16 protein-coding genes are annotated in these 20910 nt (G+C 40.3%); 7 read left to right on the top strand and 9 right to left on the bottom strand.

The window, feature by feature from the left end; all coding sequences use genetic code 11:
• The first annotated feature begins 107 nt into the window (after positions 1-107).
• Entirely contained in the window at positions 108-1802 is a 1695-nt protein-coding gene (locus ACS8FB_RS05550; RefSeq protein ID WP_439261448.1) for an AMP-binding protein, read from the top strand.
• 306 nt (positions 1803-2108) lie between these two features.
• Here the strand turns inward: ACS8FB_RS05550 and ACS8FB_RS05555 are convergent, their stop codons facing one another.
• The 5 genes from ACS8FB_RS05555 to sohB all read right to left on the bottom strand — a co-directional run bounded on the left by ACS8FB_RS05555 (position 2109) and on the right by sohB (position 7815).
• The gene (locus tag ACS8FB_RS05555; RefSeq protein WP_439261449.1) at positions 2109-2978 is read right to left on the bottom strand and encodes an SDR family oxidoreductase; all 870 of its coding nucleotides are present in this window, start codon (positions 2976-2978) and stop codon (positions 2109-2111) included.
• 127 nt (positions 2979-3105) lie between these two features.
• The gene (locus ACS8FB_RS05560; RefSeq protein ID WP_439261450.1) at positions 3106-3858 is read right to left on the bottom strand and encodes a histidine phosphatase family protein; all 753 of its coding nucleotides are present in this window, start codon (positions 3856-3858) and stop codon (positions 3106-3108) included.
• Positions 3859-3890: 32 nt separating this feature from the next.
• Entirely contained in the window at positions 3891-5156 is a 1266-nt protein-coding gene (locus tag ACS8FB_RS05565; RefSeq protein ID WP_439261451.1) for a phosphotransferase family protein, read from the bottom strand.
• Positions 5157-5350: 194 nt separating this feature from the next.
• Positions 5351-6586 carry an acyl-CoA dehydrogenase family protein gene (locus tag ACS8FB_RS05570; RefSeq protein ID WP_439261634.1) on the bottom strand — a complete coding sequence of 412 codons (1236 nt, stop codon included), beginning with the start codon at positions 6584-6586 and terminating at the stop codon, positions 5351-5353.
• A 260-nt stretch (positions 6587-6846) separates the two neighbouring features.
• Positions 6847-7815 (bottom strand): protease SohB, encoded by a 969-nt coding sequence (gene sohB, locus ACS8FB_RS05575; protein ID WP_439261452.1) that lies wholly within the window; start codon positions 7813-7815, stop codon positions 6847-6849.
• A gap of 507 nt (positions 7816-8322) precedes the next feature.
• Between sohB and aspS the strand changes: the two genes are divergently transcribed.
• The 5 genes from aspS (at position 8323) to ACS8FB_RS05600 (ending at position 14166) form a co-directional block, all read left to right on the top strand.
• The gene (gene aspS, locus ACS8FB_RS05580) at positions 8323-10182 is read left to right on the top strand and encodes an aspartate--tRNA ligase (protein ID WP_439261453.1); all 1860 of its coding nucleotides are present in this window, start codon (positions 8323-8325) and stop codon (positions 10180-10182) included.
• 67 nt (positions 10183-10249) lie between these two features.
• Positions 10250-11188 (top strand): lysophospholipid acyltransferase family protein, encoded by a 939-nt coding sequence (locus ACS8FB_RS05585; protein ID WP_439261454.1) that lies wholly within the window; start codon positions 10250-10252, stop codon positions 11186-11188.
• A 140-nt stretch (positions 11189-11328) separates the two neighbouring features.
• Positions 11329-12087 (top strand): glycosyltransferase, encoded by a 759-nt coding sequence (locus ACS8FB_RS05590; RefSeq protein ID WP_439261635.1) that lies wholly within the window; start codon positions 11329-11331, stop codon positions 12085-12087.
• Positions 12088-12115: 28 nt separating this feature from the next.
• The gene (locus ACS8FB_RS05595) at positions 12116-13024 is read left to right on the top strand and encodes a hypothetical protein (protein ID WP_439261455.1); all 909 of its coding nucleotides are present in this window, start codon (positions 12116-12118) and stop codon (positions 13022-13024) included.
• 68 nt (positions 13025-13092) lie between these two features.
• Positions 13093-14166, top strand: coding sequence for a glycosyltransferase (locus ACS8FB_RS05600; protein ID WP_439261456.1), 1074 nt, complete (start codon positions 13093-13095; stop codon positions 14164-14166).
• Between the two features lie 32 nt (positions 14167-14198).
• Here ACS8FB_RS05600 and ACS8FB_RS05605 read toward each other — a convergent pair whose 3' ends face one another.
• The 3 genes from ACS8FB_RS05605 to ACS8FB_RS05615 form a co-directional block, all read right to left on the bottom strand.
• Positions 14199-15008: a glycosyltransferase family 25 protein gene (locus ACS8FB_RS05605; protein WP_439261457.1), complete on the bottom strand. Its 810-nt coding sequence runs from the start codon at positions 15006-15008 to the stop codon at positions 14199-14201.
• Positions 15009-15122: 114 nt separating this feature from the next.
• Complete coding sequence (locus ACS8FB_RS05610; protein ID WP_439261458.1) at positions 15123-16208, bottom strand: glycosyltransferase; 1086 nt, start codon at positions 16206-16208, stop codon at positions 15123-15125.
• A gap of 140 nt (positions 16209-16348) precedes the next feature.
• The gene (locus ACS8FB_RS05615; RefSeq protein WP_299184602.1) at positions 16349-17212 is read right to left on the bottom strand and encodes a glycosyltransferase; all 864 of its coding nucleotides are present in this window, start codon (positions 17210-17212) and stop codon (positions 16349-16351) included.
• 1167 nt (positions 17213-18379) lie between these two features.
• On the opposite strand from ACS8FB_RS05615, the gene ACS8FB_RS05620 reads away from it, so the two are divergent.
• On the top strand, positions 18380-19717 hold the full coding sequence (locus ACS8FB_RS05620; RefSeq protein ID WP_439261459.1) for a glycosyltransferase: 1338 nt from the start codon (positions 18380-18382) through the stop codon (positions 19715-19717).
• A gap of 93 nt (positions 19718-19810) precedes the next feature.
• Here the strand turns inward: ACS8FB_RS05620 and ACS8FB_RS05625 are convergent, their stop codons facing one another.
• The gene (locus tag ACS8FB_RS05625) at positions 19811-20740 is read right to left on the bottom strand and encodes a branched-chain amino acid transaminase (protein WP_439261460.1); all 930 of its coding nucleotides are present in this window, start codon (positions 20738-20740) and stop codon (positions 19811-19813) included.
• Between the last annotated feature and the right edge of the window lie 170 nt (positions 20741-20910).

Consider the following 20910-nt stretch of genomic DNA (forward strand, 5'->3'; position numbering starts at 1 on the left):
CGCCACATTGGTCGCGATGGCGTTAATTTGTATTGTTGACAGTAATAGAACTGCTCTCTTCTAAGCCCTTTCCCTATAGCAATCAATATACTTTAAGGACGCTAACCATGACAGAGAACAAACCTTGGCTGGATCACTATCCTGGTACTGTACCCAAAACCATTGACCCTGATAAATACGACAACTTGGTAGAGCTATATGAGGAGTGCTTTAATCGTTATCGTATGCACCCTATGAGTATCTGCATGGGTGTCACCCATACTTACGATGATGTCGATAAAGCATCATTGGCGGTCGCTGCATGGTTGCAAGCTCAAGGGTTACCAAAAGGTAGCCTTGTAGCGCTGATGATGCCAAACGTACCGCAGTATTTGCCAATCATGATTGGTATTTTGCGCGCAGGCTATGTTTGTACCCCTATCAATCCCTTATATACTGGACGCGAGTTACGTCATCAACTAAATGATTCAGGCGCTAAAATCATATTTATCGTTGATAACTTTGCTCAAGCGCTTGAACAAGTGGTTGATGAGACTTCTATCAATCGTATTGTCCTATCAAAAATGGGCGACATGATGGGTCTAAAAGGCATGTTGGTCAATACCATGATTCGACAAGTCAAACGCTTAGTCCCTAAATATAAGCTTAATGATCCTAAGCATGAAGTAACCAAATTCCCTGATGTCCTTAAAAAAGGCAAAGCGTTACCATTTCAAGCGCCAACAATGGCATCAGAGCAAAAAGCCATTTTACAATACACGGGTGGTACGACAGGGCTATCAAAAGGAGCTGTGTTGACCCAGCGCAACATCATAGCCGCTGCCCTGCAGTCAGAAGCTTGGTACCGACCTGTCACCTCAAATATGAATGAGGCATACATTAATATGGTTATGGCTCTACCGCTGTATCATATTTTTGCCTTCATGCTTAGCCTATTAGGTATGCGTTCGGGTTATACCTTTATATTGATACCCAATCCGCGCGATATGCCAGGGTTTATCAAAACCTTATCAAAGCAGCCTTTCCATATTTTCCCTGCGGTCAATACTCTATTTAAAGGACTGCTCGATCAGCCAAACTTTAAACAGCTAGATTTTAGCTCACTACGTATCACGCAAGCAGGCGGGATGGCAGCGACTGAGCAAACGGCAGCGCGCTGGCTGGAAACCACAGGCTGTGCGATGATCGAAGGTTGGGGCATGACAGAAGGCGTCGCTGTAGGTACAGCCAACGTCGTCACTGATCGTAAATTTAATGGGACGATTGGCGTTCCAGGCCCTGGTGTTGACATCATTGTGATCGATGACAAAGATCAACGTGTTGGCGTGCATCAGGCAGGTGAGATGTGTATCAAAGGCCCTAATGTAACTTCTGGTTATTTCAATCATGATAATCATGAAACTTTTACTAAGGACGGCTACTTTCGTACTGGCGATATCGTCAGTATGGACGAAAAAGGCTATTTTACTTTGCTCGACCGCAAAAAAGATATGATCTTAGTCTCAGGCTTTAATGTATTCCCCAATGAGATTGAGTCAGTAATGCTTGATTGTGATGGTGTCATCGACTGTGCGGTAATTGGTATCGATGATGAACACCAAGGCGAAGCTGTCAAAATTTATATCGTACCAGCAGACAGTAACGTTACCGCAGATATCATTAAAGATTTTGCGCTCGAAAATTTAACGGGTTATAAATGCCCGCGTCATATCGAATTTGTCAGTGAACTACCAAAAAGTAACGTTGGCAAAGTACTGCGTCAAAAATTACGTGAAAAGCATTTATTAGATAATGCTAGCTAGCTCTAGCTATGCGTAAATGCTACATGTTTTTTTAGATTTAGGATAAAAGAGTTATACTGTTTTATAAAGATTAAAGATTAAAGATTTCGAAAATTACTAAAAAACCCCCTATACGTTGATATAGAGGGTTTTTTGCTATATACAGTGAGTTCAGTATAAAAACGATACAGTGGGACTGAGATGAATTTTACGCAGCATCGAGCGGCCCAGGCCCAGCATGCCAGAAAAATTTATACCAGTTTTGCGTTAACATATAGTGTATCTGTTTTATTTAGAATCGACTATAGATAATGATTGGTTCATTGACTAGCTGATTTTATTGACTACATTCAGTGGCAAATGTTTCATCGCTTGTCCCACAATCGACCATGGCAGGCTTGGTACGCAAGCCTCAGAAGTCTCTGACTCAATAGCAGCAACCATAGCTTTAGTACCTGTGTCTGTATCAACCTCAAAAGGCAATGGCTTAGCATTAGTATTAATCTCAGTACGGATATAACCTGGATAAATAGTAGATACTTTGATTGGTAATTTCTCTAATAACATATCGGCTCGAATACCTTCTGCTAAATAAGCTAAACCCGCCTTACTCGCCCCATAAGTAGTCATATGCTTTGGCAAACCGCGCATCGCCGACATACTTGATATTACTACTAGATGACCACTATTTTGCGCACGAAATATTTTCATTGCCGCTTCACACTGTGCCAATGCAGAAACAAAGTTTATCTCAGCAGTACGGCGATTGGTCTCAAAACGACCTTTACCAATACGGCGACTTTCACCTACCCCAGCGTTGACGACTACCCGATCGATATGACCAAAGTCTTCAGCGAAAGCATCAAATACTTCAAATATCGCATCATAATCGGTGACGTCTAAAACACGATACGCAATACTTATCTCAGGATATAGTTTCGTCAGTTCAGTCTTTAGCTGGTCTAGACGATCAGTGCGGCGCGCACAAATGGCTAAATTGTAGCCTAATTTTGCAAACAACCGCGCCATGCCTTCGCCAAGACCTGAGCTAGCCCCTGTAATCAAGACAGTTTTGCCTTTTCCAACTTGAGACTTGGTCAAACCTTTTAGGTAGCGTGCCGGTTGAATGGCACTTAATGCCTGATTCTTGCCTTGCTTAGCCGTTTGCGTTACTAGGCTCATTAATTTATTTTGCATAAGCAGTCCTTTATCTATCAGTGCATTAATATAAATCTAAAAGCATGTTTTCAAAACCCACCTATTATAGTAGATATGTCTGAGCAGATGGGTGTCGGTTGTGTATCAAAAGCAATAACAAAGACTACTAGCGCCAAGTGACGTAGCGCTTACCATCAGCAAATAAATGACTGTATTCGTTCAAAGACAATAAACGCGGCACTTGCTCTTTTACAGTAATAGAGGTGACGCCTGTATTGACAAGACTTCTGTTTAATTGATAGGCCGTCTGGCTACCTTGCTGCAATAAATGCGCGGTAATAGCAGCGATGACGCCGCCTGAGGTAAACACTAATATAGTACTATTACGCCCCAAATGACTCAATTGCGCAGCTTGTGTGTGTACATGCTCAAGCGCTTGCTGCGCACGTAAATTAAATTGCGGCCAACTTTCCAAATAGTCTGAATCATTATCACCAGCATGCCAGCGCTGCATAGCAAGATTGAACAATTCAGCTAGACGAGCCTTTGGTGTGTCGGACTTGGCAAGCTCTTCGGCAATCGCTTCTTGAGTCGTAAAAGCTGGGTCGGACTTAATAAAGACGTCCTTATGGTTAAACTCATTAAACGCATCGATCACATAGCTATCAGGCGCGGACAGATCTAGTGCAGGTGCCACATTGCTAGCAGTTATAGAAGGTTGATAGGTCTCCCAAAAGTAGCGTGCAGAATCCTGTTGCCGTGATAAGCTGCCTGTAAATATCGCATCAATATGGCGCTGTGTGGTCGCATAATGCTGGCCAAGCAAGCGCGCCTGCGTACTACCCAACTCTGAGAGCCGATCGTAGTTTTCTTGTCCGAACGATGCTTGACCATGGCGCGCCAAGAGAATAGTTGTCATAGCCCTATTACCTTCTATTATATTCTACAGTTCTATTTTTCAGATGAGTTAGCTTTTTGATCAAAATAGCCTTTTGGTAATATACCTTTAATGACGTTTTGTACAGGGCTTGGCAACTGCTCAATAGTAGCAGCATCCACTCCCATATCTTGCAAGTGTGGTTGTACATGAGTCATAAATAATGCATCGCCTTCATGCTTTGCAATCAGCTTCAAACACTTAGCATGCAGGACATGAACGATAATCCAAAAGTTTTTGAAAGCAGAGTTTTGTGTCTGCTTATGATAATAACGATAATAGATTTGCTGCACGATACCCGCTAAGCGAAATAACCCAAATACCTCATAAAACGTCCAGTTTTCTATCTCTAGACCAGTACGCTCAAGATAATATTCAACCACTTCATCACGTGTCATCATGCCTTCTAAATGAGTCGGCTGACGGCGTGACTGCTGCATAATAATATTGTCATCTGCCTCAATCCAATAAGCCAATGCGCTGCCTAAATCCATCAATGGATCACCTAAAGTAGCCATCTCCCAATCTAACACGCCAATAACTTTGGTAGGATCAGCGGCATCTAAGATAACATTGTCAAAACGCCAATCATTATGAATGACACAAGTAGTGCTGTCGGCAGGCGTATGTTTTCCGAGCCATTGTCGTACTAGCGCAAAACTTGGCACGTTAGGAGTTTTTGCTTTCACATAACGCTTATCCCAGCCACTGACTTGTCGCTCGCAATAGCCGTCACCACGACCCAGCGCTACTAAGTCAGGATGTTGTTGATAATCAACTTGATGCAACTCAATCAAAGCATCAATCACATTGGTACATAACTTACGCGTCTGCGTAGGATTGAGTTCAATCTCTTTTGGTAAATTGGCACGCGGAATAATACCTTCCATACGTTCCATAACGTAGAAATCTGCTCCGATTACATCCTCATCTGTGCACAAAGCTACCATCTTTGGTACATAAGGATAAGCGTCCATCAGCGCATTCTGTACGGTGTATTCACGTACCATATCATGGGCAGACTTGGCTTTGGTACCTTTTGGCGGACGGCGTAAGATAAGGTCTTGGCCTTCGCCATCACCACTATATTGTAGACGATAAGTCCAGTTTGAAGCACCGCCTGAGAACTGCGTAACGGTAGGCTCGCCTTTGACATCAACACCCTGAGCACGCAACCAGTCACTGACTGCTTGTGCATCAAGCGCTTCACCTTCTCGTACTGGCCCGCCTTTGTCTAACACCTTATTATTAACCGTCGTATTATTGTTATCTGTTGCCATGTGATATTCCTTATCATGTGGTCGCTTAGTAGCCACTTATTAATACTAATATTTTCATATTTTTAAAAAGACCGACATTTAAGCTTATTTCAAGCTTAAATCTTTCCAAGAAAATGTCTCAGAATCAGTCATTCATTGTTCTTAAATTGAAATTATTTCTGCTTAGGCTATTTTGATGACTCACAAACTACTATTTAGTGTTTGAGTCGAAACCCATGACGCTTTAATTCTAATTTGGCAATCATGGTTTTATGCACTTCATCAGGACCATCAGCTAAGCGCAGCGCGCGAGCTTGCGCAAAAAAGCTGGGCAACATCGTATCTTGGCAAACGCCCATACCACCATGAATCTGAATCGCCATATCGACTACTTCTTGCAATACCGTTGGCGCCACAACTTTGATGGCTGATATCTCTGTCAATGCAGCTTTAGTCCCCTGCGCGTCCATCTTTTGGGCAGCATATAAGGTAAGCAGACGTGCTTGATCGATTTTGATACGCGCCTCGCTAACACGTTCGAGGTTACCACCTAGTTGCAATAGTGGCTGACCAAAGGCAGTACGTTCCATGCCGCGTTTCACTGCCAATTCTAAAGACTTCTCCGCTGCACCAATACAGCGCATACAGTGATGAATGCGACCTGGTCCTAAGCGACCTTGAGCAATCTCAAAACCCATACCTGGGCCACCAATAAAGTGACTGACCGGCACGCGCACATTATCGAAGCTAACTTCTCCGTGACCATGAGGCGCATCATAATCACCGAACACTTTTAGCATACGCTCAATATTGACGCCAGCGGTTTTCGCTGGTACTAGTACCATAGAGTGTTGATGATGACGGTCTTTAGTCTCATCAGGGGTATAAGCCATTACGATTAATACATCAACTGCAGGATCACCCAGACCTGACGACCACCATTTGCTACCATTAATGACAATTTCGTCACCTTCTACCACTGCCGTCGCTTGCATATTGGTCGCATCACTTGACGCCACGTCAGGCTCGGTCATACAAAATACCGAGCGGGTTTTACCTTCTAACAATGGTGTGAGCCACTCGTCTTGCTGCTCCTCAGAACCATAACGCCATAGCAGCTCCATATTGCCACTATCTGGCGCATTGCAGTTGAAAACATAAGGAGCCAATAAGCTGCGTCCTGTCAACTCTGCAATTGGAGCATAGTCAGTGACAGATAATCCAGCGCCTAAGGTATCATCAGGTAGAAACAGATTCCATAATCCAGCTTCACGTGCCTGCTTACGTAGACTTTCGTATTTTTCCGGCCATTGCCAGTTTTTCCAATTACCATCGGGGTTTTGCTCGTGGCAATCTTGCCAAAACTGCGCTTCTATCGGCTCAATTTGAGTGGTAATAAACTCTTTAACCTGCTCATACATAGCTTGACCCTGTGATGTAGCAGTGAACATAACGGTAGCGGTGTCTGTAGACATGATTATTATCCTCTTCCTTGTTGGGTTTCTTAATAAAACTCGATTTCACTCGTACAGTGTACGTACGTTTACTATTTTTCGTCTGCTACATTTATAACATAGCCATTATCAATAAACAGTAAAAAAGGCGCGACCGACTAGGCCACACCTTTATATTTACTAAATGAATTTGCTAGATCAATAGATGATTTTAGCAGTAATTTTATGCTTTATACTTTCATAAAACCGCTAATATTTTATTTTAAAATATTTAAACGACTATTGAAATCAAAGCGCATCAAGGCATCAGGAAGCTTGTCAGCAGCCATGCTCAAAGTCGCTTCTGCCGCCTGCGACAGTCCTAACTTTTCTGCCAAAGTTGGCTTTTGGCGTGAATGTAGTGCATAGACTTCATTATTAGCCATCAGCTCTAAAAGATAGCTATCTGAGGTTTGCAGCTTGTCAACCAGATTGAGATGTAGCGCGTCTTCGCCATACCAATGCTCACCAGTCGCCACTTTATCTAAATCTAGTACTGAACGGTAACGATTGACAAAATGCTTAAACAGCTCATGCGTTTGCTCAAGCTCTGCTTGGTATTTGGCACGGTCTTTAGCATCGTTTTCACCAAAGACTGTTACGGTACGTTTGTAATCACCAGCGGTAAACATCTCATAATCAACATCGTGGTTTTTGAGCCATTTATGAAAGTTTGGCAGTTGTGACACCACACCGATTGAGCCGATCACAGCGAACGGTGCTGCTACTATATTGTCAGCGACACAGGCCATCATATAACCACCACTGGCGGCAACTTTATCCACACATACAGTCAACTTAAGACCCGCATCTTTTAGCCGTGCTAGCTGCGCTGCGGCAAGCCCATACCCATGCACCAAGCCGCCAGGAGATTCAAGACGTACAACGACCTCATCGCCTTCGTTAGCCGTACTTATCAGCGTACTAATCTCCTCACGCAAATGCTTGACAGCAGACGCTTTGATATCGCCATCAAAGTCGATCACAAATACCTGTTGGCCTTTATTTTTACCTTTGGCTTTATCCTTTAGAGCTTGCTTGGCTTTTTTGGCCATACGCTTTTTAAGCTGTTTTAATGCAGCTTTGCCTTGTGTCGCTTCCATCAAATCTTGGCGACGTTGTTCTTGGTTTTTATTTAGATGAATAACTCTGAGTTCTACTGGGTTTTTGGAAGGATGAAATAACATGAAGCGTTTTCCTTAAATAAGAGGCTAGAGTATGAAGATAATAGGGTTAGCGTTAGCTTGATATGCGCACTTTATAGACGGTTTTCAAGCAGGGCGACGATTTTAATGGTTACTTTATAAGCTGCGAGTATAACAGTGCTTTATACATTGGTACGCTATGTTATTAGTAAAGACTGATTGCACTAGGATTGCGCAAGGACAGTTGTATAACAAAAGCACTTTAGGCATAATATGCGCTTATATCTATTTTATGCAGCCAACGCGATGAGGATTTGTCTTGATCGCGTTTTATTTGCTATTTTTTGATGACATGAATCCAACATGTATTGAGATAGCAGCGCCTGAACCAATAATTTTAATCGATAAACCATGACAGTCTTACTATGTGGCTATAACAGTCATCATAGTTTGTGCTGGGCTAAGTAAGAATAACCAATGGTTGAAATCATATAGCGATGGCTGCATTATTGTACTTTGAATTGGGCTGATAACTGGATAACTAATATTATGACGCAGAGCATTACAACAGAGAGCGAAATGGCGGTGCATAGCAAATACCGAGACGAATATTGTGGCGCTGTCACTGAGAGCCTGTTAGAACAAACTATCAGCATCGTAGGCTGGGTACATCGTCGTCGCGATCATGGTGGCGTGATTTTTTTAGACATGCGTGACCGCGCGGGTATCTTACAGGTGGTAGTCGATCCTGACACTCCAGAAGCGTTCGCTACTGCCGATGCAGTACGTCCTGAATACGTGCTAAAAATTACTGGCCGCGTACGCCGCCGTTATGAAGGCACAGAAAACAACAATATGACCAGTGGTCAGATTGAGCTATTGGGCAAAGAGATTGAAGTATTAGCAAAATCTGAGACCCCGCCATTCCCATTGAATGACGAAAACACCACCGTATCAGAAGATTTACGTCTTAAGTATCGTTATCTTGATATGCGTCGCCCGCAAATGCAAGAGCGTATGGTATTCCGCGCTAAAGCCACCTCAGCGATTCGCCGCTACCTTGACGATCATGGTTTCTTGGACGTTGAAACGCCTATCTTGACTCGTGCAACCCCTGAAGGTGCACGTGACTATCTAGTGCCTTCACGTACCCGTCCTGGTAATTTCTTTGCCCTACCGCAGTCGCCACAGTTATTTAAGCAGTTGCTCATGGTGTCAGGCTTTGACCGCTATTATCAAATCGCCAAATGCTTTCGTGATGAAGACTTACGTGCTGACCGTCAGCCTGAATTTACCCAAGTAGATATCGAGACTTCTTTCTTAAATGAAGAAGAGATCATGAACATCAACGAAGGTCTAATTAAGCATTTATTTAAGACCATGATGGACGTTGAGTTTGACCAGTTCCCACGTATGACTTATGCCGAGGCGATGCGTGACTACGCGTCAGACAAGCCTGACTTACGTATTCCATTAAAGCTGGTTGACGTTGCAGACCTAATGAAAGACGTTGATTTTAAAGTATTTGCCGGGCCTGCGAATGACCCTAAAGGTCGCGTCGCTGCCCTACGTATCCCTGGCGGCGCTTCATTAAGCCGTAAACAAATCGATGCTTATACTAAGTTCGTTGGCATTTATGGTGCGCGCGGTTTGGCATACATTAAAGTCAATGATGCTAGCACAATCAACAATGGCGTAGACCAAGAATCTGGCTTACAGTCACCCATTATTAAAAATATGACTGATGATGTATTGGTAAGCCTCATTGAACGTACTGATGCAGAAGATGGCGACATTATCTTCTTTGGTGCAGATAAAGCCAGTGTGGTAAACGATGCGATGGGCGCATTACGTCAAAAAATCGGTCTAGACTTAGAGATGACGACGTGTGAGTGGGCACCGCTTTGGGTGACTGACTTCCCAATGTTTGAAGAGACTGACGATGGCAAATGGACGTCAATGCACCATCCGTTTACTAAACCTAAAGGATCAGTACAGGAGCTAAAAGATAGTCCAGAAACTGCGTTATCTATCGCTTATGATATGGTACTAAACGGTACAGAAGTTGGTGGTGGTAGCTTACGTATCAATACCTATGATATGCAGCAAGCCGTACTCGAAGCGCTTGGTATCGGTGAGCAAGAGGCTGAAGACAAGTTTGGTTTCTTACTTGATGCCCTAAAATTTGGTGCACCGCCGCATGGTGGTTTGGCTTTCGGTTTAGATCGTCTGATTATGCTGATGGTAGGTGCAGACTCTATTCGTGATGTCATCGCTTTCCCAAAAACTAAAACTGCTGAATGTCCACTAACGCAAGCACCTGCTGAAGTCGATAGCAAGCAGCTACGTGACCTTGGTATTCGTGTGCGAGAAAGAGCACAGGCTGACAGTAATAGACCTGCGCAGTAGGACATCGGATTATGTTTAGCTATTTTTTAGCTGATAGATTACATGATTTATCACCTTGTGAGTGGTCATGAATCCATATCATATTTTTAAGTACGTGCCATTATCTGTATTGCAGATAATGGCACGTTTTGTTGCTTGGATAATCGTCAAGATACCCAGTCTGAGCATCATGAGCACTATCAATATCAATATAGCGCTGATTGCTAATGATTTATCAAATCAGCAAAAAAAAGCCCTAACCAAAGACATTATCAATCATCAATGTTTGACTAGTATTGAGTCGATCAAAAGCTGGGCGATGCCGCCTGAGTGGAGCATCAATCAGATACGTGATGTGCATGATAAAGATATTTTACTAGAAGGATTGGCAAGCCATAACGGTATGCTAGCCATCGTCCCACACCTTGGTACATGGGAGATGATGAACGCGTGGCTCAATCAGTTTGGCGCCCCAACGATCATGTATAAGCCTGTCAAAGGCGACATCACTAACGACTTTGTCCTGCAAGGTCGTTCGCGGTTAAATGCAACGCTAGTACCTACCGATGGTAGCGGGGTCAAAGCCATCTTTAAAACCCTAAAACAAGGCGGATTTAGCATTGTACTGCCCGATCATGTCCCTGATCCGTCAGGCGGCGTGGTTGTGCCTTTTTTTGGTGTTGAGACGTTGACCAGTACTCTAGCTTCCAAACTTGCCAGTAAAACCAAATGCGCACTGGTCGGCTTATCTTGTATTCGCCGTGATGATGGGCGCGGATTTGATATTTATTGCTATAAGCTTGATGACCCAGCGCTGTATGATCGCGATGCAAAAACAGCAGCTCATGCGCTCAATCAAGCTATGGAAAACATGATTACTGATAACTTCAACCACTATATGTGGGGTTATCGACGTTTTAAAAATTTACCTGTCTTAGGCAACCCTTATCGCGCTAGTGAGACTGATCTAGCCAATTTTATTCATACTCATCAAGATAGGTATCTTAGCGATAATACAGACACCTAATACTTGTACTTAAGCTTGCTAAGGTACAGATAATCATATTTGTGCTAAGATTAGCAGCATTCTTAGCCCTTCCTTGATATCCATACGAGTCTATTATGGCAACTGACACAACTGAATCTCTATCTACCGCTCAAATTCATATGAACGATAGTAAGCCTGAACAGCGTTATATCATCTGTATGAAGTGGGGTGACAAGTACGGTCCTGAATACGTCAATCGGTTGTATAATATGGTCAGCAGACATTTGACTTTAGACTTTCAAATGGTTTGCTTAACTGATGATAGTACGGGTATCGACGCTGCAGTAAACTGCTACCCTATTCCTGAGCTTAATCTACCAGCTGGGCTACCTGAACGCGGCTGGAAAAAGCTTACTACCTTTAAACCTGAATTGTATGGTCTAAAAGGGGTGGCACTTTTTTTAGATATTGATATTGTTATCGTCGATAATATAGATGCTTTTTTCACTTATGAAGCCGAGCATGATGATAGTGTCGTCATTATCCGTGATTGGAAAAAGCCATGGCGTATGGTGGGTAACAGCTCAGTGTATCGATTTAAAATCGGTCAAAATACCTATCCTAATTTGCTAAATAACTTTGAGAAAAACTTTGAGACAATCAGCTCGGAGGTACGCCACGAACAGGCTTATCTATCAAACTATTTACGTGAACATCACTATTTAGAGTATTGGGATAAAGACTGGTGTGTCAGCTTCAAATATCAATGCATTGCCCCTATTCCATTCAATCTAGTACGTACCCCAACGCTACCTGATGGCGCAAAGATTGTTATCTTCCACGGTGAAATCAATCCGCCCGATGCTATCAAAGGTGGCGGCGGCAAATGGTATCGTCATGTCAAACCAAGCCCTTGGTTAAAAGAGCATTGGCTGTAACCAAGTATCTAATTATAAGTACTAGGCGATGGCTAATTCCCAACCTCATATAGGAAGTATTATATTGGATGATAATATAAAAAAAGCCGTGAACCTCCCCAACACCATAGATCTAAGTGTTGATGAAAAAACTATTGTCATCAAAGCATTTAACGCAAATGAGGCTAATCAAAACTTAAATAAACAAATGGTAAATATTTTTGCATCTGGCCCTTCTATTGCAGATTTAGTTTTCCATGAGTCCTTAATTTCTGAACCAAGTATATTCGTCAATGGTAGCTTGAGCTTAACTAGAGAGCATTCTTTTTCTAATATTGTAGGTTATGTAATCAGTGATGCTAGATTCATTAAAAATAACCCTGAGGTTCTGAGTCAATATTACAAAGGACAACCTTTATATGCTACCGTCGCTGTTTATGAAGCAATCAGAGCCGATTTACCTAATTTAATCTCTCAGTATCACGAAAACATGAGGGTAATATTTCCTGCTGATAGACCGCTAAGTGATAAAACTAATACGCGCTGGCTAACTTCCTTACCTATCATTAAAAAAATCGTGAGTAAAAAGATAGAGCTTAGTAAATTTGCTAATCATTCTAGCTTTGTTATCAACTCTTCTCACGAGCCAGAGACTATTGGAGTATCATTAGATATCACTGATGGATTTATTGAAGCAGGAACGGTTGCTTATATCGCAGCTCAATTAGCATTTTCACGGCAAGCTGGGGCTATCCATTTGTATGGTATTGATCTATTAAACAGTAGTAAACCACGTTTTTATGAAGATAATAGCAACAATGCTCCATCTAAACTCGATAAAGCAGTCGCTGATCGCATTGTGCCTTCTTTCAATTTAATGGGTAGAGTGTATAGCAAACTGGGTGTCCCCTTGATCAATCATTCTTCGGTATCTAAAAAGCTATTTGATTTTGATTAAGTACATCATCTTTGACATTTATGATACTGATTCTGACTATTTTTCATATTTAATTATAGACAAAAATTATGACAATACCCGCCAATCTAAACAACAATCCAAAGACTATTATTTTAGCCATACCTTCTCTAAGTATTGGAGGTGCCGAGCAATTTGTAATTACCTTAGCCAAATCTTTGGAAAAATCACAACATAACGTACATATTTTACTACTACGAGAAGAAGTTGCATTACCTGTTCCTAGCAATATACCTATACATATATTTCCATATGCTAATTATCGCAAGATACCAAGATTCATGCGAAAGAAAATCATAGCAAAAGCAATGGATGCGTTTGTTATAAAGAATATAGGCGCTCCAGACTTATTACTATCTAACTTGAAATCTATCGATCAGTTTTTGGCATACAGTCAGTTAGACAACGTCTATCTGGTAGTTCACAATACATTGTCTAAGCTTCACAGTATGTCACCCAGATCGTTGAAGCAATTGAAAGATATTTACTTATCAAAGCCATGCATAGGTGTAAGCGAAGGTGTAACCGCAGACTTACCTACTCTATTAGAGCAAACTATTAATATAACGACCATTTATGATCCTGTTGATGTACAAAAGGCCGATGAGCTATCAGCGCTATTTACACCTCCGTATCAAGACTACTTAATAAACGTCAGTACTTTTAAAATGGCAAAAAGACATGACGTATTAATCGAAGCTTATGCAAAAAGCAACTTAGACGTTGATTTAGTATTGGTTGGTGATGGAGTAGAACGTCCAGCATCGGAAGCGCTGGCTAAGCAGTTGGGTGTCGCTGATCGTGTTCATTTTATAGGATTGACCTCCAACCCCTATCCTTACATTAAAAATGCTACTGCGATGGTGATATCGTCAGACTATGAAGGCTTGAATATTGCCATGCTTGAAGCCATTTTTTTAGGAACTCCGGTCATTAGTACTGCTTGTCCATCAGGTCCTCCTGAAGTATTACCTTCCAAAAACTTGGTCCCTGTAGGTGATACTGAGGCTTTAGCACAAAAAATGATAGAGGTTATAGGTAGGCCTGAAATTTTTGCAGTGGCTTTAGATGAGAAGTTTTATCCTGATTATGCTGCTGCCAAATACTTAGAGCTTATTGACTGAAATAATCCTATTTGTTGGCTAATATATCAGCACTACTCTTTATATTCTATTTCTTGCCTTTTATAGCCGTTAATAGTCAATAGTAATGAGCGTGATAGATTAGCTAAATTCATCTGTGTCCATAGTCTAGTTAACTCTCTATTAATTTTTTGCTGTGCAGAGAGTTTGACTTTGACAACGGGTCGTGACTGCCTTTCTTCTTCAAGACAGCTTTCAAAGCGCGTAGATTGTTCATTATATATTTTATCTTGAATACATAATGCTGGGGATACTTGATATACATTGCTTGTTTTCTGCTCAATCAGTTTATCGAACATTATGTGATCAACAGGTCTATCCACCCCTAGCTCTCGTGTCATTTTAACTAGTTTTTGAGCACCTTTTCGGCTAACAATATATCCCGCCATGCCCATATGACTGCTTTTCATTCGACATAACTTATGATCTGATGTTAGATTAGTACCTTTATTAACCAATACTCTTCCATGCATAGTTTCAAGTTTAATAACATCAAATTCACTTGGAAGCCATTCGGAGCTGTTTAATAAATCATTGGCTTCTTTTGAAAAATAAACGTCATCCTCAAACACCATTAAATATGGCATTTCATGTTTTACGACTTGCTCCCACAAACAATAGTGACTTAAATAGCAAGCAACCTCTCCTTTCGATATTCTTTCTGACGTAACAGCAAGACCATACTTCTTCAGGGTATTTTCAACTTGATCTTTATTGATAGCATCAAAATAGCTAAAATTAATACTATGCTCATTGAACAAGTCATCAATATGCTTACGACGTTCATGTTCATTGATAAGGCTAACTACAACTGCTTTTTTCATCCTAAGTTTTCTCTTTTTTTGCTGGTACTATCAGTAAATTTATTTATGTTTTCATCAATATAATATTACTATTTATTGAAAATGAGCCAAGGTATATGATTAAGAAATATACTATTAACTAGAAACTTCTCTCAAAAAAGAAAGGTATTGCTTAGCAATTTCTTTAGGGAGAAGTGATTCGTCAAAAGTTGCGTAAAATTTGTTTGGATTTTTCATAGCTTGGCTTAACTTATCAGCAATAGCATCGATATCATCTACTGGCATAAGGTTTTGTTCAGGAAGCATCTCTTTAGGGCCAGACTGACAATCAGTACTTATAATTGGTGTTTCTAGTGCTAGTGCTTCTGCAAGAACCATCGGAAACCCTTCTCTATTAGAAGTCATTACTTCAAACTGGGCATGTTTGACGTAAGGGTATGAGTTTTTATGGAATCCTAAAAGTTCTACTTTATCTGTTAAGTCAAGATCGATAATCAACTGCTCTATATCACTTTTGAGCTTACCCTGCCCTAGAAGTAACAATGGTAAGGATTGGTCAGTTTTAGCATAAGCCTTCAATAAAATATCATGGCGTTTAGCCTCTTTAAAACTACCAACATGGATAATATAATTTTGATATTCAGGAACAAATGCTTTGGCTAATTCTTGAATACCATCTCTATCGATAGGGTTGTTAATAGTCTTTATAGGCATGATGTCACCAAGATGATGAATAAAGTCATCTCTGACTCCATCACTAACGCATACGCATGGATGTTGAGAGTAGATGTCTTTCAGTTTAGATTTAAGCTTATCAATGTCATTTACTTGGCTAAATTTATAATATAACGACAATGTACTATGAATTACATAAGCTACGTTTGGTAGCTGACTATAGCGAAAAATATTATCTGGGCGTTCTAGGTTCGATAGTACAATATCAGGTTGGCCAATTTTATTTAAAATATAATTATCAACAGCACGCGCAAAAATCTTATGACGTCGCGCTACGCCTGGAATCAACTTATAAGGCTTAAACCTGAGTAAGTGATAGTTTAAGTTCGAGTTTAGATCATACTCTACAAGCGGCTTAAACCTCAAAACATGTACATCATAGCCTAAATCATAAAAGCCTTGCCCTAGTGTGAGTACAGAACGCTCTGCACCACCGCCTTGTAGGCAGTTAATAACAAGTACCGCTATTTTGGTACGTTTATTCATAAATAATGACCTATTCGTAAAGTGGCATCTACTTTATCAATGATCAAGGAGTAACCTTAATTTCACATTTCTAATGTATCACTAATAAATATACGCAAGCATTTGTAAAGTGCTATAAAGTCTTAACTAGAGACTTCTATTTAACGTTTAAAAACTCTCGAAAAAAAAGATTTAGAAGCTTCTGGGCGTGTAACCTTATTCCCGGTATAACGTTGCTGGGTCTTTTTTGGAAAATCTCCGAAAGGCTTAATGCGATAACTATCTAATTGATAACCATTAGTTATCGCTTCATCATAGTACTTATCGAATAGATCAGCCAAATCCTGTCTTGGATGTGACATTATCTCTCCATCAAACCAATGCTCGCGACCTTCTTCACTCAACCTATTTAATGAATGTTTATGGCTAAACTGAGTACCCATATCTGAGTAATGTAATATCCTAATATCTTCAATCGCTAAACCTTCTCCATCCACACAGTTGAAGCTATCTTGATAAGGTTCGACAAGCGCAGGATCTTTTTTGATTAGCTTCATCATTTTACGATGACCTTTAGGATCTTTTCTCAGTTTGGTTACTGATGGAATAGTATTTTTTGCAAGATCACAATCCCAAACACAAGTACAAAGACGCGTCATATCAGCTTTTGTCTTAGCTGCTACAATGGATTTACCATTTATAGGATGTGCCCATAATTCGGCTAGATCAGACAGTACAATCATATCTGCATCCATATAGATTGCTCGTCCTGAATAATTACAATATTCAGGTATCGCCCAGCGAAACCCTGAAAAAGGAGTTGGCCATTTAGTGGTGTTCCACCCTTCACCTGTCTCAGGATTCGAATACCAGAAACTTTGTGGATCACGTGATAATTGCATCCATACAATCTCAACAGGCAAGCTTGTATATTTATGAATACTATAATCTAGTACCATCATCTGTTCTAGATCACAATTATTAGGATCACATCCAACAAACACCTTAATAGTATTGCTATCCATATAACGTCCTCATAAATCAATAGTGTAAAAACAATAAATAGTTGAATTGTATCGCAGTTTGGTTTTATATAGCGAGCTCTTATAGCAAATCTTTAGAGTCAGTTTTTGAGCCAGCAATTAAAAATTGTACACTGGCGTTAGTATGAAACAAGCTTGAATACATTTGCTTCTTAATTGATTCTATAATACCAACCTTCATTCCTAGAAGCCGTACCGCTCGACGTTAATGAAAGTCTTAGTTAGGGTAGCGAGTAGCAATTGAGCTATTAAAAGCATGACTTCCCCTTTATCATCATGGGTATTATACAGCTTTTATCAACCTATCTTAAAAGCATTACGTCTGACCTAATCATAGGCGCTGGCCTAAAACCATTTAAGAGTTTGGTCAATGTGTAGGGTGCTTAGTGAGATTGCCATACTTACCAATTGCAATGTATCTATGTTTATCAAAGCAATGGGCACTACTAAAAATTTACAGCTATGGATGGTAGCATTTATTATACTTGCAATATTCGCGCCGCATCTGCACTGGTTGATGAGGTGACCATCAGTAAATACTCCATTATTATTAACCGACATTCTGTTGCATAAGCTAATACTCTTAATTGCCCGTGTAAAACAACAGTCTCCCAGCAAACATTTTAGTTTTTAATTGTTGATGATTGTGCCCCTTTGGTATTTTTTTAACATCAATTAGCATCTTAAGAATTACGACTATTACCCTCACTTGGACAAATACCACTCCTTTCTCACTAACCTTTATCATGAGATTTTATGGTGTTAATAACTTTCAAACCAACATAAGTTCGAGTGTTACTAAATTGCTGATTAATGCTCTTAAATCCTAGATTATTTATAGATCAGGCGGTTATAGTTGGCGCAAATTGTGCAGCTGTCATCCTATTGCTACCAAAGATAAGTTTATCGGTAACCACATTCTTGACTTTATTACCAAGAGCTAGCACGCTATAGGAGACATGGTTACTGAATACAACTGACTATTGAATCATTCATTTTCAGAGTCAGTGGAGTGCAAGAATGTGAGGTTGGTTAAGTAGTAGGCAATAAGATAATCAGTTGTTGCGTTTACTGTTTTATATTTTAAGCTCATGTACTTACCAAGCGCTTATAATCTCTGTGATAAAATTTATAGATAGGAAATAATTTATGTCATCTGAATTGTCTATTAATGATTCTAATAAAACCACCAACATTCTTTTCATTTATCATCGCCTTGACGGCATCGGTGGTATTGAGACCCGCTGGATAGATGAATTTAAATATTTAAATAAACACAATTACCAGGTCTACTTGCTAACTAACAAGAGAGCTTTTGATCCGAATATTGCTAAGCTATTCAATACCTGTCATTTTACTACAGTTGATATAGAGAGCGTGTCTTTAGCGACTGACTTCATAAAACTGGTCGATCATGTTGTTAACACTATCGAGAGTCATGATATTAAATTACTAAGCATACATATGCTTGATTTGTTTGCCTGTGCAGCTGTAATGGCCGCTCAACTTTGTCGTATCCCTGTCATCTCTACTGTTCATGGACCTTTAGATATATATCGCAAACCATTTAATCGTTTATTTATTCAAATGCTAACAGGTGAAAGTTTTAGTTTGTCTATCTATGTTTCTAAGTTACTAGAAAGCATTATGCCAGCTAGAAACGCCAATAAGGCTATAATTCCCAACTTAATTAATTTAAATGAATATCGACATCAAACAAGTGAAATCACACCAGCTTGGCTATTAATAAGTCGTATAAGTGCTGAAAAGTACGAATCGATTTTACGGTTTTTGCAGGCAGCAAATAGTTGTAATATAGCTAATATTGACATCGCAGGCGGCGGTGATCCATTAGAACTACGCAAACGTATCAATGCTCTTGATATCAAAACTCAAGTAAGGTTTTTAGGTGAAGTTAGAGATATAGCGGAACTGATACCAGGGTATTTAGGTGTTGCTGGAATGGGCCGTGTCGCTATAGAAGGCTTAGCTTGTCAAAAGCCAGTGTGTATTATTTCTCCTGAAGGCAGTTTAATCGGCTTAGTGACTACATATAACTTTACACGTCTTAAAAATTACAATTTCACTGGCAAAGGACTTGTAGCAATTGACAATCAAGAGCTATCCAAACAGCTCGAACGTCACACTCCTGAGAATAGTCAACGCCTCTATCAAAAATTAAAACATGAGCTTTCTATCGATAATTGGGATAAATACATTGAGCTGTATAAAAAAATAACTTTTATAGACAATCAAGCTTTAGAATCTCTTTATCATAAGCTTGCTTACTTTGCAGTTACCCTTTCACGTCCATTTGAAAAAGATGAGTTTCTTTGGCATTTGTTTTATGAGACTTTGATTGAATATAAATTAGATAATATCAAAGAAATGTACCATTATTATGAAAATAGTATCGGGCTTAATAGTGACTACCCTAATCCTTATAAAACAAATAAAAAAATAAAATGGCGAGAAAAGTTTAAGTAGCTATACTTTATACAAGTAGTCATAAAAAAAGCTAAGACCTGTATAAGTCTTAGCTTTTTTACATAGAAATATTCAGTTAATCTAAGCTTATAATTAATCAATAAAGCTTAACCAATCCATGTACTTCTCGTTGCGACCATGTACCACATCGAAGTACAAGGTTTGTAGCTTCTCAGTCAATGGACCACGACCACCATTGCCGATAGTGCGATCGTCATACTCACGAATAGGCGTCACTTCAGCAGCAGTACCTGTCATGAAGATTTCATCGGCCAGATAGAACTCATCTCGAGTGATACGGCGCTCAATGACGTTAATGCCCAAGTCAGCGGCAAACTGTAAAATAGTGCGACGAGTAATACCATCTAGTGCGCCGCCAGATAAATCTGGGGTATGTAGTTCACCGTTCTTAACTAAGAATAAATTCTCACCTGCACCTTGACACACAAAGCCTTGTGGGTCCATTAGGATGGCTTCGTCATACCCGTTACGGGTAACTTCTTGGTTAGCCATAATAGATACTGGATAGTTACTTGAAGCCTTGGCTTTACACATCGTGACGTTTGGCATGTGGTGTGTATAAGAAGATGTTTTGACGCGGATACCGTTTTGGATGCCCTCGTCACCAAGATATGCGCCCCAATGCCAAGCCGCAACCATCGCGTTGATACTGTTACCATGTGAGGATAGGCCTAGCTTTTCTGCGCCAACCCAAATAAGTGGACGAATATAAGCTTCTGCTAACTCATTTTGTTTAACCACATCTTTATGCGCTTGTTCAAGCGTAGCTGCATCAAAAGGCACATCCATTTGAAATATCTTTGCAGACCCTAACAGACGGTCGGTATGGTCTTTTAGACGAAAAATCGCCGTGCGCTTATCAGCGGTTTGGTAGGCACGTACGCCCTCAAACACAGCCATACCATAATGCAAACTATGGGTAAGTACATGAACTTTGGCATCAGGTTGTTCAACCATTGTGCCGTTCATCCAAAGCTTGCCTTCCTGTGTTGCCATATTCATGTAAGAATCCTTATGTTAGTACTATCGACTAACTTTTTATTGAGTTTTAAGTAAGTGTTTTAATTAAAATTGTATGCTTATACCGAGTCCGTATTAGTGCGTAAATGATTATATCATCGGCAAGCCAAACAAATGAAACATTTTAGTTTATCCTAACATGGCTTTTATTT

The sequence above is a fragment of the Psychrobacter sp. 1U1 genome (assembly GCF_051847535.1).
Lineage (GTDB): Bacteria > Pseudomonadota > Gammaproteobacteria > Pseudomonadales > Moraxellaceae > Psychrobacter > Psychrobacter saeujeotis.